This window comes from Enterococcus sp. LJL128, from assembly GCF_056924295.1.
In genome coordinates this window covers 231035-247396 of record NZ_JBXPBP010000005.1, presented here as the reverse complement: position 1 = coordinate 247396, position 16362 = coordinate 231035, and the positions used below count along the sequence as shown (strand labels likewise).

Genomic DNA, 16362 nt, shown 5'->3' with positions numbered 1-16362 from the left:
ACATAGAGCCAAAATACTCTACCACTACTGTAATAGATATTGTCACAAATTACATTAAGAATTATAATACCCATAGAATTCAACGGAAGTTGGGTTATCTATCACCGATAGCCTATCGAAAACAGACCGTTTAATCGCCTCTCTTTTGCCCTCTCACTTTTGGGGGTCAGTGCCCTTTTGTCTCGACCTCTTTGTTTCAAGTCTTTTTTAGAGAAGAGAATTCTCGACAACTATCTAAACTTCCAAGCGCTGCTTTGGCTCAAGCAATCGTGGAAGTAGGTCTATTTGATAGCTACATAGACATGAACAGCTAGCGCCTATTTCACATTTGAACTAAGTGATTACTTATTCATCCAATTGCCGCCAAAGAATATCAGCCTGTAGGCGGATGAAATCCCGCGCAATAGTAACGTATTATAGAGTAAGGAAGACAGATGATTGGAGATGAAATGTTATGAAGAAAAAGACGGTCTGGGGAACGCTTCTGCTTGTTGCCTACTTGCTAATCGTTATTTGGATTATCCTTTTAAAGTTTTCTGTTAGTTTTGATGATCTTGCTGCTTTGAATGATGGTCATTTAAGAAATATCAATTTGATTCCCTTTGGAGACTCGGTTGTTATTAATGGTAAGCTAGACCTTAAAGAAATTATCTACAACGCGGTAATTTTCATTCCTTTCGGCGGTTTACTGGGTATTGCAGGTAAAAATATTTCCTTGTGGGGAAAGGTCCGCTTAATTATCTTGTTTAGCTTAAGTCTGGAGATTTGCCAGTATATTTTTGATTTAGGAACTTCCGACATCACCGACTTAATCACTAATGTTTTCGGCGGTCTGATGGGTTTATTGATTTATGCCCTACTAAAAAAGTTGTTTTCAGAAGAAAAACTAGACAAGTTTCTGCTGTCGGCAGGAACACTTCTCTTTATGCTGGCTACCGGATTTGTTTTGTTTCTAATTTTCTTTAATCGTTGATTATTAGAGAATTAACTAATAAAAAGCGACAGACCCAAACATCAGGTCTGTCGTTTCTATTTTTTTATTTTATAATGGTAAATTTCGTCTCTGCAAGTGCCTGCTCAAGCTCAGTCTGAGACAGTTCCTGCTCTACAGAGAGTACAGCTTTCTTTTCAGCAAGGTTGACCTCTGCTTCTCTCACTCCCGATAAGGCTTCAAATTTTTCCTTTACAATTCCTACGCATCCGTCACATTTCATTCCTTCGATTTTTACTGTTTGATTCATTCGTCTCTCTCCTTCAATAATTGATTCATTTATTTTCGAACGACTGTTGGTTTAAACCGTTTCAAGCGTAGTGCATTCAACAAAACTGAAACTGAACTAAAGCTCATTGCAGCTCCGGCAATCATCGGATTCAGCAGCGGACCGCCAAATAGATACAACACACCCATTGCCACAGGAATTCCCAACGTATTATACGCAAATGCCCAAAATAGGTTTTCCTTGATATTTTTAATCGTTGATTTGCTTAGTTCCACTGCGGTTGGTACATCCATCAAGTCACTGCGCATCAGCACAATATCGGCTGATTCTATAGCGACATCTGTCCCAGATCCAATAGCAATCCCGATATCCGCCTGTGCCAAAGCTGGTGCGTCGTTGATGCCGTCGCCAACCATGGCAATTTTGCGGCTTCCAGCCTGAAGTTTTTTTACCTCTGCCGCCTTATCCTCCGGCAGAACCTCGCTAAGCACCCTATCGATGCCTACTTGCTTCGCTATGGCTTCAGCAGTACGCCGGTTATCGCCAGTAATCATGGCAACTTCAATCCCCATCTGATGGAGCTTTTCGATGGCTGCTTTACTACTTTCCTTGATTGTATCAGCTACAGCAATGATTCCGGCAAGCTGCTGATTTTGAGCGATAAACATTGGCGTCTTACCCGCTTCAGCCAGCTGATCAGAGGATTTCAGAAAATCACCTAAATCAATTCCCTGCTCCATCATCAGCTTTTTATTCCCTAATAAAAGCTGATTGCCTTCAATTTCTCCCTGAATACCATGCCCAGGAATTGCTGCAAAATTTTGCATTGAATAAAGCGGCAGCTCCTGTTCTTGAGCTGCATTAACGATGGCTTCGCCCAGCGGGTGCTCAGATCCTTTTTCAGCTGAAGCGGCGTACTGAAGCAGCTCCTGTTCTGACAGATTATTCTTCACAAGGATATCTGTCACAACTGGTTTTCCTTCAGTGATGGTTCCCGTTTTATCAAACACAATTGTCTGAATTTTATGCGTTGTTTCCAGTGCATCTCCGCTTTTAATCAGTACACCGTTTTCTGCCCCTTTTCCAGTTCCCACCATAATTGCTGTTGGTGTTGCCAAGCCCAGTGCACAGGGACAAGCAATGACTAGCACAGAAATAGTGATTGTCAATGAGAAAACCCATGATTCCTGACCAATGAAATACCAAGCTAAACCAGACAATATTGCCAAGCCAATTACTATAGGAACAAAAATACCGGAAATCTTATCTGCCATCTTGGCAATTGGCGCTTTAGAACCCTGTGCATCCTCTACCAATTTAACAATTTGAGCTAAGGCTGTATCCTTACCGACTTTTGTTGCCTTGAACTGAATCGTTCCATTTTTATTGATACTTGCTCCGATAATAGCATCTCCAGCTTTTTTCTCAACAGGGATGCTTTCTCCAGTCAGCATCGATTCATCAATCGCTGTCGTACCTTCCAAAACCATACCATCAACTGGAATTTTTTCCCCTGGACGAACAACAATAATATCTCCTTGCTGCACTTGATCAATCGGCAGTTCAAGCTCCTCTTCAGCTCTAATTACACGAGCAGTTTTAGGAGCAAGACCCATTAGCTTTTTGATTGCTTCAGAGGTTTTCCCTTTGGAAACTGCTTCAAAGTACTTGCCTAGAGTAATTAAGGTTAAAATAACCGCTGCTGATTCATAATACAGCTCCATAGCGAAATGTGTATGACCGTTAAATACCATTACCGTTCCGTACAAGCTATATAAAAATGCCGCACTTGTACCTAAGGCAACTAACGAATCCATATTGGGGTGTCCTTTAAATAAAGAGCGGAAGCCGACAACAAAGAAGCTCCTGCCTAAATATAGTACCGGCACAGTCAAAATCAGCTGTAAAACTGCAAATGTAGTGCCCGCTGCCATTGGATCAATGAAAGCAGGCAGCGGTAATCCCAGCATATGTCCCATTGCAATATATAATAACGGCACGGTGAACACCCCAGAAAGCCAGAAGCGCTGCCACATATTATGAATATGCTGCTGTTTTTTTTCTTGATCTCGCTCAACCTGATCCTTTTCTGAGATTTCCTCAACGGCCTCATACCCAGCGTCCTTTACCGCTGCAGCAATCTCACTGCTATTCTGAATTTCCGGATTATAGCTAACGGACAGTTTTTCTGTTGCCAGATTTACTGTAGCCTGCTCCACACCATTCAGACGTTTAACCGCTTTTTCCACCGTCTGTGCACAAGACGCACAAGTCATGCCTTCTATTGTATAGATTTTTTGTACTGCAGGACTGATCGCCCGAAAGCCTGCGTCTGCTACGGCTTGTGCAATCGCCTGATCACTCAATTTTTCCTGATCGTAATCCATCGTTAGTTTTTCTGTTGCCAGATTAACGGAGGCTTTGGTAACTCCTGTCAGCTTTCCCGCTGCTTTTTCAACGGTCTGTGCACAAGAGGCACAGCTCATTCCTTCTATATCAAATGTTTTAGTCGACACACACGTCACTCCTTTTCCTTAATCAGATGACACTGACATTGTCCTGGAATACAATTACAAGGAACAGATGCCACTGCCTCTTTCTTTTTTTGTGCAAGTAATTTTTCCAGCTGCTCAATATCTGAAAAGCTTAAGGTACTCTTTTGCAGGAGCAGACCGGCAACTTCTCCTACTTTTTTACTGCAAATTTTTGCGAGAAGCTCATCAGAGAGATCAGCCAGACTTCTTCTTTCCTCAACTAGTGCATAGTAAATGAATTTATTTCCCAAAGGCTTTGTCGCCAACAGACCCTTCTCGGATAAACGGCTTAATAATGTTTTTACTGTATTTTTCTTCCATTGCATTTTTTCATTAAGTATCGTATATACTTCGTTGCTAGTCGTTTCCTGCTGTGCCCACACAACACGCATGACTTCCCATTCTGCATCAGTAATCTTAGAATCCGTCATTTTTTGCCCTCCTCTAATTATCGATTACATTTGTAGTCGTTTAATTCTTTTTTATTCTAGCTGATTTTTTTGCTACTGTCAAAGCTTTTCTCTTAAAATAAAAAAACGTTCTTTCTCTCTAAAAAATAGGAGATTGAACGTTTTTAGTAGTTAGCGCTTTTCATATTTTTAAAAATACAGAGGTGACCAGGCCGTTTTTACTGTAGGACTGTACATTTTTCAGTTTAACTGACTGATCAATCTGTTGAAATAAAGGTATCCCTTTTCCTAAGACTATCGGAATTGTCGTGATGATGTATTCATCAATTAAATTAGACGCTACTAAAGGAGCTACCACCTGACCGCCGCCTACAATCCAGATATCTTTTCCATCCTCGACAAGAAGACGCTGAATAAGCGCTGTAGGTTTTTCGTCAGTAAAGGTTAGGTTTTCACGACCTTCCTCTACATTATGAGTTAAAACATAAGAATGCTTTTCTTCATAAGGATACTTTTCGGGAGAAAGCTCATTGACTACTTGATCATAAGTCTTCCGACCAAGAATTACTGTATCAATTTGTTCCATCAGCTTTTCATAGCTGTCGTCCTTTTCGCTCATTTCAATATCATCTGTTAAAAAGTCGACTGAGCCGTCTTCTTCTGCTATATAACCATCTAAACTCATCGCAATATATAAAATGACCTTCCTGTTCATAATCACTTTCCCCCCATTTATCGGCACTTATTAACCAATTATTTACTTATAGCTCATTTTCTTTGAAGTCACAAGTAAAATCAATCAATTTGTTTGCGAATCCTATGCATAAACAAAAGCGCTATTCCCAATGTCAGTATTTCGGTCAAAGGCAGACTACTCCAAACTCCTTCCACTCCGAAAAGTTTTCCCAGAATAAACACAGCTGGAATCAGTAATAGGTACCCTCTAAGAAGAACTAAAATGAACGACTGCTTCGCCTGAGCAATCGATGCATAAAAGATACTGAATACAACATTTAACCCGGAAAACAGGAAGCTGAATAGATAGACTGGAATTCCCTGAACTGCATAGCTAATTAACTCCTGATTATTCGTACTATTAAATAAATTAATAATCGGCAGCTTAAACAGCCAGACAAGCAGATACATCAAACATCCTAAAATGAAGCTGACAATTAATCCGAATCGCAGCGCCAACCTGACAGACGCATTATTCTTTCTACCAAACTCCCGACTGACAATCGGCTGAATCCCCTGAGCAGTTCCGGTAAACATCGAAAGACCTATTAAAAAAATATTGGCCAGAATACCAAAGGCTGCTACTGCGATATCCCCAGCTAAAGAAAGCAGTACGATATTAAATACAAGAATACTTACACCATTACTCATTTCTGTCAGAAATGATGGAACTCCTAATTTGAGACTTTCCCACACAACCTTCAGCTTAGGCACAGCGTATTCGATAGCTAGCAGCCGACTGGCTTTCTTTCTATGGAAAGAAAGAATTGCCAAACTGAGAATAGGAGATACTGCTGTAGCCAGTGCAGCGCCTGTCATACCCATGCCTAAGGGGAAAACAAGCAGATAATCAAAAAGAATATTAAATAAACTGGAAGCAAGCATGGCTACCATGGTCAGGTGGGGATTATTATCGTTTCTTACAAAGCTTAGGACAAAATTATTTAATAAGAAGAACGGTGCAGCGATTAAAATCACTCGTAAATAAAGAATAAGATAAGGCAGCGTTTCGGCGCTCCCTCCCAGTATCGCACCTAAAGGTTCCACAAATAGCAGCCCTGCTAATGTAAATAATAACCCGACGCCGATGCCTATTAACCCCAGCTGAGAAAAATACTGTTTGCCCCGTTCAGGATGTGTTGTTTTATGCAGGGAGAAAAGTGTCGCCCCTCCCATCCCCAGCAACAGCCCCAATCCATTAATCAGATTAAACAGCGGCAATGCCAGATTCAATGCTGTCAGACCAAAAGGACCCACACCGTTGGCAATAAAATACGTATCCGCTAAAATATAGAGAGAAAGCCCCAGCATACTCAAAACATTTCGACTCACATATCCAGTCAGTTCTTTCTTCAACATCGATTCCATTTTATTTCCTCCAAAAAAAGAGCAGATTAGTCATCCTCCTGCGGCCTATCAGATGACTTCTCTACTCATAGTTTATACAAAACCCGGCGATTTTGTTTATGAATGCTTATTCAATTTCCAGTCAGCTACAAGCTAAAGATAGTCCGGCAGCTGAAGTTGTAGCTTATTCTAGCAAGTATTACTAAGAAAAACAAGCTTTTTTATGAAAAACAGCCACCGACTAATAGCTGTATTTATGCTTTTAAATTCTGATCTTCTTCACCGTATCCTTATTTTTTCCAAAGATAATTCTATACGGATGATTACTTGTGTTGTAAACTATAGAAAACACGGTAAGAAGAGGTGGCTCATTTTGTTTGATTTAGAAAGAATACAGTCGTTAAATAATCTGGAACTAATTGTTTATCAGTATATCCTTGAGCATATAGATCAGATTCCAAAACTGACGATTCGTGAGTTGTCGGCAAACTGCCATGTATCTACATCAACTATTCTAAGATTTTGTACAAAAATGGGCTTTGAAGGCTTCTCTGAATTAAAATTTGCATTAAAAAAAGAAGAAGACCAACCCAACAGCTTTGAAGACTACTATGATTCAGCCGTCCATGTCGATTCTTTTTTGAAAAAGATTAACAAACAGACCTATCTGGAAACCTTTCAGCCTGCTGTCGATTTGATTTTAGCTGCCCGTCATGTCGCTTTCGTCGGTCTCGGAACCAGTGGTGTTCTTGGAGGCTACGGCAGTCGTTATTTCGCTAACATTGGTATCAACACTTATAGTGTCAGTGATCCCTTTACACCAATCCCTCCCCGCGGCTTTGAAAGTACCCTAGTAATCGCTTTGTCTGTTTCCGGAGAAACTACTGAGATTGTCAAAATGGTCTCAGATTTTAAACGCTCTAATGCTACGGTTCTGAGCATTACCAATGATGAAAACTCAACGATTGCTCGGCTAGCCGACTATAATATTTCCTATTATATGCCTGAAGAAAAATCTGTATATGCAGATCCTTATATTAATCTGACCACTCAGATTCCCGTGATTGCTTTGATTGAGCTTTTGGCGCATCAGGTTGGAAAACAGCTTTCCCGGGAAGCCTCAAAATAGTAATTCTTACCAAGACCCATTAAATAAAAGGACACTAGTGATTCTGTTCCATAAACATTAATTTGCAGTTTAAGAATGCCGGTAGTACAAGGCGCTTAAACTGCTTTGTTTTTTCCGTTGGAACATGTTTCTCAAAAGCCCCAAACTATTTCTTTTTATGTGGAAATCTTTTATATTAAAGCTGTAAACGTATTCAAACTTTCAAAAGGAGGCAAGCTACTTCTTCCACGGATACACTACATGAACTTATACGTATATTTTACTTATTTATGTTAAGAGGAGATGAGTTAAAAATGAATGAATTTATTAATGAAAAGCTTTTACCACCCGTACTAAAATTTGTTAACACAAAACCAATTACCGCTCTAAGAAACGGGATGCTTTATACCATGCCATTTACAATTGTCGGCTCCATATTCCTGCTTTTAGCGAATATTCCCTACACACCACTTGCTGACTGGGTAACTGAAAGCGGCTTGGCTGTTTACTTTAATCAGGCCTTCGGTGCTTCATTTGCTATCATGGCTGTCTTCGCTGTTATTGGTATTGCTTATTCTTATGTTAAAGCAGAAGGCTTTGAAGGATTACCAGCTGGTATGATTGGTCTGGTTATCTTCATCCTATTCATGGCTGGTGAAGTAACAGACGCTGAAAGCGGCGTAACAATTGGTAATATCATTGACAAGACTTGGACTGGCGGTCAAGGAATGATTACTTCCATTCTAGTTGGATTAGTGGTCGGCTGGGTATACAGCTGGTTCCTGCGTCATGATATCCGTATCAAGCTTCCAGAAGCAGTTCCTGAAAACGTAGCAAACTCATTTACAGCACTGATTCCTGCAGCTGTATTAATTACTGGCGCAATGTTCATTTACATTTTCTTCGATAAAGTATTCAATACAACATTCTTCGACTTTATCTACGACATTCTGCAGTCTCCATTACAAGGAGTAACAGATACTCTAGGCGGCGCATTGATTATCGGGTTCCTGGTTCCGTTCTTCTGGTTCTTCGGGGTTCACGGTTCAACAATTGTCGGCGGTATCATGGAGCCAATTTTACAGGCTAACTCTTTAGAAAATACAGAAATTTTAAATGCTGGTAAAGCTTTAACAATTGAAAACGGCGGTCACATCGTTACAAAACAATTCATGGATCAGTTCCAAACAGTAACAGGTGCCGGTATGACCATTGGTTTGGTTGTGTTCATGGTATTTTTCGCAAAATCTGCACAGTTCAAACAATTAGGACGCTTGTCATTAGCTCCAGCGATTTTCGGAATTAACGAGCCAATTACCTTTGCAACACCAATTGTAATGAACCCAATCATGATGGTGCCGTTTATTCTGACGCCAGTTGTCTCTTCAGTTATTACGTACTTTGCACTTTACACTGGCTTAATTCCGCTCTTTACCGCCGTCCAGGTACCATGGACCACTCCGGCAGTACTCTCCGGACTATTAGTCGGCGGCTGGAAAACAGCCTTACTACAAGCCTTTGTCCTAGTTCTTGGTTTCTTCATCTACCTGCCATTTGCACGTAAGATGGATGCTATCAACTATGCACAGGAAACAAATCAACCGATTGAAGAAGACGTACTGGAAAAAATCGAAGCACAATAATACTACAGGGACAGAAGCCGTGCTTTAACAAAACACTCCGCTTCTGTCCCGTTTTTTACTCGAAGCAATCTGGGACCGGGGACGATAAAATAATCCCATGCCCTAAGACTGAATAAACGGTGTTTCAGAGGCTGACTCCGCGGAAATAAATCGAGCGACACTGAAAATAAGAGAAGCTCCATGAAGATAGCACTCAATATCTACTCGATTCCCTCGTAGTGTTTCTTGACAATTTTCGCCTGATTCTTATTATTTATCGAGCCAGAATACTTCTGTTACAACCTCAACACACACTATGAATAAAGAGGTAGATGCATATGTCAATTTTAAAAAAAGATTTTCTTTGGGGCGGGGCAGTTGCTGCTCATCAGCTGGAAGGCGGCTGGGATCAAGGCGGCAAAGGCATTAGCGTTGCTGACGTAATGACTGCTGGAGCGCATGGTGTTCCGCGAAAAATTACAGATGGTGTTATTCCGGGAGAAAATTATCCAAATCATGAAGCAATTGATTTTTATCATCATTACAAAGAGGACGTAAAGCTCTTTGCTGAGCTTGGTCTTAAATGCTTTCGAACATCCATCGCATGGAGCCGAATTTTTCCAAAGGGCGATGAAAATCAGCCGAATGAAGAAGGTCTTCAGTTTTACGACGACTTATTCGATGAATGTCTGAAATATGGTATTGAACCAGTAATCACCCTTTCTCATTTTGAAATGCCTTACCATTTAGTTACAGAGTACGGCGGCTGGCGAAACCGTAAAACAATCGATTTTTTTGTTAAATTTGCTGAAGTTTGTTTTGAACGCTACAAAGAAAAAGTAACCTACTGGATGACCTTTAATGAAATTAATAACCAAACAAACTTTGAAGAAGATTTTGCTCCGTTTACTAATTCCGGCATCAAATATGCCGAAGGTGAAAATCGGGAAGAAATTATGTATCAGGCAGCTCACTATGAGCTAGTTGCCAGTGCAGAAGCTACCCGGATTGGTCATGCCATTAATCCTGATTTCCAAATTGGCTGTATGATTGCTATGGTGCCGATTTATCCTTATTCCTGTGCACCTCAGGACATGATGGCGTCTGTGATTGCCATGCAAAAACGCTATTGGTTTACCGATGTCCACGTTAGAGGACGCTATCCTAGCTACATTGAGCGTTATCTTGACCGCCAGGGTTATCGACTGGATATTACGCCGAAGGACTTGGATACTCTAGCCAACGGCTGTGTAGACTATATTGGTTTCAGCTACTATATGTCATTTGCTGTGAAAGATCATGACAAAGGACCTGCCTATGACTATGATGAATCAAAAGATTTGGTGACAAACCCTTACGTACAAGCGTCTGACTGGGGCTGGCAGATTGACCCGACTGGACTTCGCTATGCAATGAACTGGTTCAATGAGCGCTACGAGCTCCCCTTGTTTATTGTTGAAAACGGCTTTGGAGCAATTGATGAATTGACACCTGATAAAACAGTTGATGATCAATACCGGATTGACTATTTAAAGGCTCATATAGAAGCAATGAAAGAGTCTGTAGAGTACGACGGGATAGATTTAATCGGCTATACCCCTTGGGGCTTTATTGATTTAGTATCAGCAGGAACCGGCGAAATGAAAAAACGCTACGGCTTTATCTATGTTGATAAAGATAACGATGGTAACGGCACAATGGAACGCTTTAAAAAGAAATCCTTCAACTGGTACCAAGAGGTTATTCAAACAAATGGAGAAAAACTATAAGAATACCATCACTATTCTGTAGATTTTCGATAAAATGAATCCGGGAGCTTCTTTAAGAAAAATGCTGGGACAGAGACATTAAGCTCATTTCCCAAAAGGTTGTTTCTGTTCCAGCGTTGTTGGCTTTTAGAAAAATAAGAGTTTGAGATTATGGCTCAAGCTCTTCCCTACTATACTAAAACCCTGCTTTTGCACGTATCTTCCGCAAAAACAGGGTTTTAGTATTCTTTATCATTTAACACCTTGTTTGACTTAAAAGTTAACTCGCACCTTCCAGAAAAGCTCCCTGCTTCTCGCTGCATTCTCTGTGCTAAACCTCAAGTACAAAGCGTTCTGTAGGATAATTAAATTCGACAAGCTCTCCTGCTGGCTTAAAGCTTAAATGCAGCAGCCGCTCCCGACAACCAATATCCAGCTTATCCTGCGCCCGAAAGGTGGTTGTAAACAGCGTTGTCCGTTTTTTGTTGAATAACGCTCTAGTATAATCAATCAGCTGCTTTTCCAGTTCTAATGACCAAGTCACCGGCAGAGAGGTTAAGCCCTCAATTAAATTTTTCTCTTTATCAATGATTAGCAGCCCCAAACAGGTCTTCCCCACTTTACTTATGATTACTTCCCCTTGGCCAATCCGCTGAGTTATCACTGAAACAAATGTTCGTTCTTCCCAATAGGGGAACGTTCCTTTTACCGCACGCATTAGCTGACAGATATCCTCAAGCTCGCCAATTACTGCTTGTTTTGTCTTAACTGCTCCTTGGTAATCCTTGGTCAGCTGATCAAAGAGCAGCAGCGATTCAGCAATTCCAAATTCTTTTTGAGCTGCCCGAAATTTCTTGGGTGTGGTTTTATAAAGTGTTGTAAAAGCCTTGGTAAAGGACTGCTGATTCTGATACCCGTTGTCCAGAGCTACATCAATAATCGTTTTATCTGTAGCAAGAAGCTGCTGTCCAGCTAAATGAAGGCGGCGGCGTTTGATGTAATCATATAAAGACAGTTGACTAATTTCGTGAAATTCGTGAAGGAGATAGTGCGACGAATAATGCAGCTCACGGGCAATTTCTTCGACAGACAGCGGTTTTTCCAGCCTCATCTCAATATAGTCGACAGCCGCGGCAGTTAACTGACGCTTGTTCATATTACTCCCCCCTTTGGATAAAATAGAGCCTGTGCATGGCACGAGTGGCAATGACAAAAAGCTGCTGTTTCCCAATTGCTCCGGGGTAATTAGCCGCAGAGGCTTCAACCGCAATCACTGCATCAAATTCTAATCCTTTAGAAGTGCCTACAGAACAAATAATCAGCTGCTTATCTGTCAGCTTTTCCTCAGAACCCTTCAGCCAGCTTAAGGTTAGTCCTTTTTCTACCAGTTTAGTATACCAGAATTCTGCTTGTTTGTTCGTTTTAGTAATCAAAGCGATGCCGGACTTCTCGCCTAACTGCTCAATTAACAAGCAAATCTGATTTAGTTCTTCTTCAATAGTGGCTACATGGATTATTTTCGGCTGTTCGCCGTGTCGCAGAACCGGTTCAATTATCTGATCATCAATAATCTGTTTAGCAAAGCGCATAATCTCATAAGTTGAACGATAGCTTTTCGTCAAATGAACCACTGGTGTATCTGGAAAAATCTGTGTTAGCTGCGCAATAGACATCTCATTGTGCTCATTCAGCTGTTGAGTATAATCACCGACAAGCAGCTTGGGGCATTTGAACAGCTTATTAAAGACCATATATTGTATGGGAGTATAATCCTGCATCTCATCAATGATTAGATATCGAATTTCTGCCGCAAGCTCAATCCCTTCAAAATACATTCGGCTATAGATTAATGGAAACAGCTCTGAATAGCTATAGCTGCGGCTTTCGAGGAGCTTAGCCCGCTCCAAAAATGCCCGATAAATTTGTTGAAAGCTGCGAAACCTATACATGGTCAGCAGTTTGGTTTTAATCTGCGTTACTGTCGGCATTTTACTTGGACGAAAGGGCTTCAATTTTAGCTCTTCAATAATTTCTGCAGCAATCTGCCGCAAGCGTTCTGTAACACTTTGCCTTTTGTAGGCCTGAAAGCGCGTGTTAAGAAAGTGTTCATCAAAGACATACTCCCCAATGATTAACGGCTGAGGGACAAAAGCTGTTTGATCCAGTTCTTCTAAAAACTGCTGTAGATCATCACCAGCCTGAACGGAACCAAGATAGCTGTTTTTTTTGTCAGTAATGTCTGCATCCAGTGATAGCTCTACTTCTTCTATACGAGAATAAGCCGGACGGGTTAAAGAAAATTGAACGGCAAACGCATCAATTGTCCATTCACGGATTGGCTCCTCTCCCAGTTCTGGCAGAACCTGAGCGATAAAGCTGCCGAATACCTTATTAGGGGAAATTATTAGAATTTCTTCTGAAGAAAGCTCTTCTCTGTAATGATAAAGCAGGAAAGCAATCCGATGCAGGGCAATCGATGTTTTTCCTGAGCCTGCTACTCCTTGAATAATTAGATTTTTAACATGAGTATTCCGGATAACAGCATTTTGTTCCGTCTGAATTGTACTAATAATAGCTGACATTTGACCGCCGCTTTGATTGCTGAGTTCTTTTTGCAGCACATCGTCAAAAACAGTCTTGCCGGACTCAAGGACATAATCAATCTTTCCATCTAAAAATTTTACCTGACGCTTTTTAGTTATTTCTCCATGAACCTTCCCATTAGGAGCTAGATAGCTGGCAGGTCCAATATCAAAATCATAAAAAATACCCGCAATCGGTGCCCGCCAGTCATAAATAATCAGTTCATGTTCCTTCGTTGAAAAAGAAGACCGGCCAATATAAATTTCTTCTGCCATCCTTTCTCCTGCAAATAAAAAGTCAACACGGGTAAAATAAGGATTTTGTTTTTGCCGGCGAATTTTTTCAAGCTGTTGAAAGCTGATAGACTCTGCGAGCTGCTGCTGCTCCTGAAGCCGGGAATTAGTGAACATTTCGTGCGGATCAATTTCTCCTTTATAGCTTACCAGATATTCTTGAAACTGTTTGGATTCACTTGCGAAATTCATTAGCTCTTTTGTCAGCTCTGTCTCGCGAGCAAGCAGCAGTGCCCTTATTCTCCCCCAGTTTTGCTCTTCTTCTTGTTTCACCCTAGTCATTTTTTCACTTCCCTTCGCTTATTTGTCTAATCAATAATTATAATTGAAATAATCTTACTTTTTTTGTCCAATCCTGCGGTTTCTCTTGATAAACTGTATCCTACGGCATTTTTACTAAGAAAAAAACAATCGAAGAACTGCTGCGGCAGTCATCCGATTGTTTAAGATTATACATTTTTGTCAGATTTTCTCTAAAGCTTACTATTTAAATATACTGTCCGGTCAATGAATCAGCTTCTTTGATAGCTGCGGGATATCCTTCAAAGATAATTTTTCCGCCCTGATCGCCGCCATCTGGTCCAATATCTACAATCCAGTCTGCCTGGCGAATGATATCCACATGATGCTCAATGACAACAACAGTATTTCCCTGGTCAACCAAATGATTCATAATTTCCATAATATGATCAATGTCTGACAAGTGAAGACCAGTAGAAGGTTCATCCAGCACATAGATACTACCTTTCTTATAAAACTCGCTGGCCAGCTTCATCCGTTGACATTCGCCACCCGAAAGGGTACTCATCGGCTGTCCAATAGTCAAGTAGGCTAACCCAACTTGAGCCATTGCCTTCAGTTTTTTGAGGATTGCAGCTTCCTGAAAGAATTCCAAGCTCTCTTCAACAGTTAAACCCAGCACTTCATTAATAGTTTTGCCCTGATACATGTAATCCAGAACTTCCTGCTTGAAGCGTCGACCTTCACAGACAGTACATTCCATTTTCACAGCATCCATAAAGGCTAAATTTGTTTCAATGTATCCTTGTCCTTTACAGTTTTCACAAGCTCCTTTGGAATTGTAGCTAAACAACGAAGGTGAAACATTATTCACTTTACCAAATAATTTTCTGATGCCGTCCATGATGCCGATATAGGTTGCAGGATTCGAACGGGAGTTGGTCTGAGCTGCTGCCTGATCAATAATAATCGTTTCTGGATATGCCTTTAGGAACGATTCTCTTACCAAGGTACTTTTTCCCGAACCAGCCACCCCGGTAATCAAAGTCAGCGTCTGTTTAGGAATAGTCAGTGCAGCAGCTTTCAGGTTGTGTTTTGAGGTACTTTTTCCCTTGTAAAAGTCATTTGCTTTTCTTGGCTGCTGTTTAATTGGAATCTGCTTCTTTAAGAATCTTCCTGTCAATGTATCAGACGCTAATAGCTGATCATAAGTACCCGTAAACATGATTTCACCGCCATGCTTCCCGGCATGAGGACCGACTTCAATCACATGGTCCGCAATTTTGATTACATCTGGATCATGCTCAATGACAATCACTGTGTTGCCTTTATCTCTCAACTTAATTAATAGCTCGTTCAACCGGTGAACATCTCGTGGATGCAGCCCAATACTAGGCTCATCAAAAATATACAGCAAATCTACCAAGCTGTTGTTCAAGTGCTTCACCATTTTTACCCGCTGGGATTCTCCACCAGACAAGGTGGTTGTCTCTCTATCCAAGCTGAGATACCCTAACCCAATATCGACTAAGTTACCAACCTTCTCCTTCAACCCCGTTAAAATGGGCTGAGCTTCTGGCAGGGGAATTGCTTCCAGACAATTTTTTAAATCCTTTAGCTGCATCGCCGTAAGCTCAGCAATTGAGTGATTGGCTACCCTTACGCTCAATGCTCTTTGCGACAGTCGCTTCCCTTCACAAACAGGACACACCGCTTCATGACTGTGCTCAGTAATAATTTTTTGAGCCCTTGGCGTTATCTCCCCTTCTTTCATTAGATACAGCCGATTAAATCTAGATACTAACCCTTCATAGCTTGAGTTCACTCCATCGATTTTTACTTTTAAATCTTTGCCATGCATTAGGAGCTCTCGTTCTTCTGGGGAATAGTCTTTGATTTTTTTGTCAAGATCAAACAGACCTGAATCAAGATAGCTTTTCATATACCATTCTGTATTTTTTATAGGCGGAAAAATAATTCCCCCTTCAGCTAAAGAAAGCTTTTCATCTACCAGCTTCTCTTCAGCTACCTCAACAATTTTCCCGATTCCCTGACACTGCTCGCACATTCCTTCTTTATCGTTGAAGGAAAAGTAATTGGCTGTCCCGATACTTGGCTGACCCACTCTAGAGTAAAGAACTCTCAACAAGGAATTAATGTCTGTAATTGTGCCTAACGTCGAGCGCGAATTTCCTCCCAGCCTTTTTTGATCAATCACTACTGAAGTTGACAGATTTTCAATAGATTCAACATCCGGTGCTTTGTACTTCGGTAAAAACGTCCGGACAAACGCGCTAAAGGTTTCATTCAGCTGCCTCTGAGATTCACTGGCAATTGTTTCAAATACGATTGATGACTTACCAGAACCGGACACCCCTGTAAAAACAGTAATTTTTCTTTTGGGAATTTCCACATCCACATTTTTCAAGTTATTCTCATTCGCTCCGACAATCCGCAAATATTCTGTCATATCAATTCCTCCTTTTATCGCAGTAACCCTATAATATCACTTTAAAGCAAGT

Annotated in this window: 13 protein-coding genes; 5 read left to right on the top strand and 8 right to left on the bottom strand. The window is 40.9% G+C overall.

The genetic code is table 11. From position 1 onward, the window contains the following. Both AC1Z3K_RS08975 and AC1Z3K_RS08970 read left to right on the top strand, forming a co-directional pair. Positions 1–134 (top strand): IS3 family transposase (locus AC1Z3K_RS08975; RefSeq protein WP_461732511.1); only part of this gene is annotated, 134 nt, incomplete at its 5' end. 320 nt (positions 135–454) lie between these two features. Beyond that, positions 455–973 (top strand): VanZ family protein, encoded by a 519-nt coding sequence (locus tag AC1Z3K_RS08970; RefSeq protein WP_461732507.1) that lies wholly within the window; start codon positions 455–457, stop codon positions 971–973. Positions 974–1037: 64 nt separating this feature from the next. Here AC1Z3K_RS08970 and AC1Z3K_RS08965 read toward each other — a convergent pair whose 3' ends face one another. The 5 genes from AC1Z3K_RS08965 to AC1Z3K_RS08945 all read right to left on the bottom strand — a co-directional run bounded on the left by AC1Z3K_RS08965 (position 1038) and on the right by AC1Z3K_RS08945 (position 6267). Beyond that, entirely contained in the window at positions 1038–1241 is a 204-nt protein-coding gene (locus tag AC1Z3K_RS08965) for a heavy-metal-associated domain-containing protein (protein WP_461732506.1), read from the bottom strand. Positions 1242–1270: 29 nt separating this feature from the next. After that, complete coding sequence (locus AC1Z3K_RS08960) at positions 1271–3736, bottom strand: heavy metal translocating P-type ATPase (RefSeq protein ID WP_461732505.1); 2466 nt, start codon at positions 3734–3736, stop codon at positions 1271–1273. Between the two features lie 5 nt (positions 3737–3741). Beyond that, entirely contained in the window at positions 3742–4185 is a 444-nt protein-coding gene (locus AC1Z3K_RS08955; RefSeq protein ID WP_461732504.1) for a CopY/TcrY family copper transport repressor, read from the bottom strand. Positions 4186–4345: 160 nt separating this feature from the next. After that, positions 4346–4879, bottom strand: a complete 534-nt coding sequence (locus AC1Z3K_RS08950; RefSeq protein ID WP_426082508.1) for a dihydrofolate reductase family protein — start codon at positions 4877–4879, stop codon at positions 4346–4348. A gap of 80 nt (positions 4880–4959) precedes the next feature. After that, positions 4960–6267: an MATE family efflux transporter gene (locus AC1Z3K_RS08945; RefSeq protein WP_461732503.1), complete on the bottom strand. Its 1308-nt coding sequence runs from the start codon at positions 6265–6267 to the stop codon at positions 4960–4962. A gap of 352 nt (positions 6268–6619) precedes the next feature. On the opposite strand from AC1Z3K_RS08945, the gene AC1Z3K_RS08940 reads away from it, so the two are divergent. The 3 genes from AC1Z3K_RS08940 to AC1Z3K_RS08930 all read left to right on the top strand — a co-directional run bounded on the left by AC1Z3K_RS08940 (position 6620) and on the right by AC1Z3K_RS08930 (position 10745). After that, a complete protein-coding gene (locus AC1Z3K_RS08940; protein WP_426082510.1) occupies positions 6620–7375 on the top strand; it encodes a MurR/RpiR family transcriptional regulator in 756 nt (251 codons plus the stop codon). Positions 7376–7668: 293 nt separating this feature from the next. After that, the gene (locus AC1Z3K_RS08935) at positions 7669–8997 is read left to right on the top strand and encodes a PTS sugar transporter subunit IIC (RefSeq protein ID WP_426082511.1); all 1329 of its coding nucleotides are present in this window, start codon (positions 7669–7671) and stop codon (positions 8995–8997) included. Positions 8998–9314: 317 nt separating this feature from the next. Then, on the top strand, positions 9315–10745 hold the full coding sequence (locus tag AC1Z3K_RS08930; protein ID WP_461732502.1) for a 6-phospho-beta-glucosidase: 1431 nt from the start codon (positions 9315–9317) through the stop codon (positions 10743–10745). Positions 10746–11055: 310 nt separating this feature from the next. Here AC1Z3K_RS08930 and AC1Z3K_RS08925 read toward each other — a convergent pair whose 3' ends face one another. The 3 genes from AC1Z3K_RS08925 to AC1Z3K_RS08915 form a co-directional block, all read right to left on the bottom strand. Beyond that, complete coding sequence (locus AC1Z3K_RS08925; protein WP_426082513.1) at positions 11056–11880, bottom strand: helix-turn-helix transcriptional regulator; 825 nt, start codon at positions 11878–11880, stop codon at positions 11056–11058. 1 nt (position 11881) lies between these two features. After that, on the bottom strand, positions 11882–13882 hold the full coding sequence (locus tag AC1Z3K_RS08920) for a HelD family protein (RefSeq protein WP_426082514.1): 2001 nt from the start codon (positions 13880–13882) through the stop codon (positions 11882–11884). Positions 13883–14087: 205 nt separating this feature from the next. Further along, the gene (locus tag AC1Z3K_RS08915; protein ID WP_461732501.1) at positions 14088–16310 is read right to left on the bottom strand and encodes an ATP-binding cassette domain-containing protein; all 2223 of its coding nucleotides are present in this window, start codon (positions 16308–16310) and stop codon (positions 14088–14090) included. Positions 16311–16362: the final 52 nt, after the last annotated feature.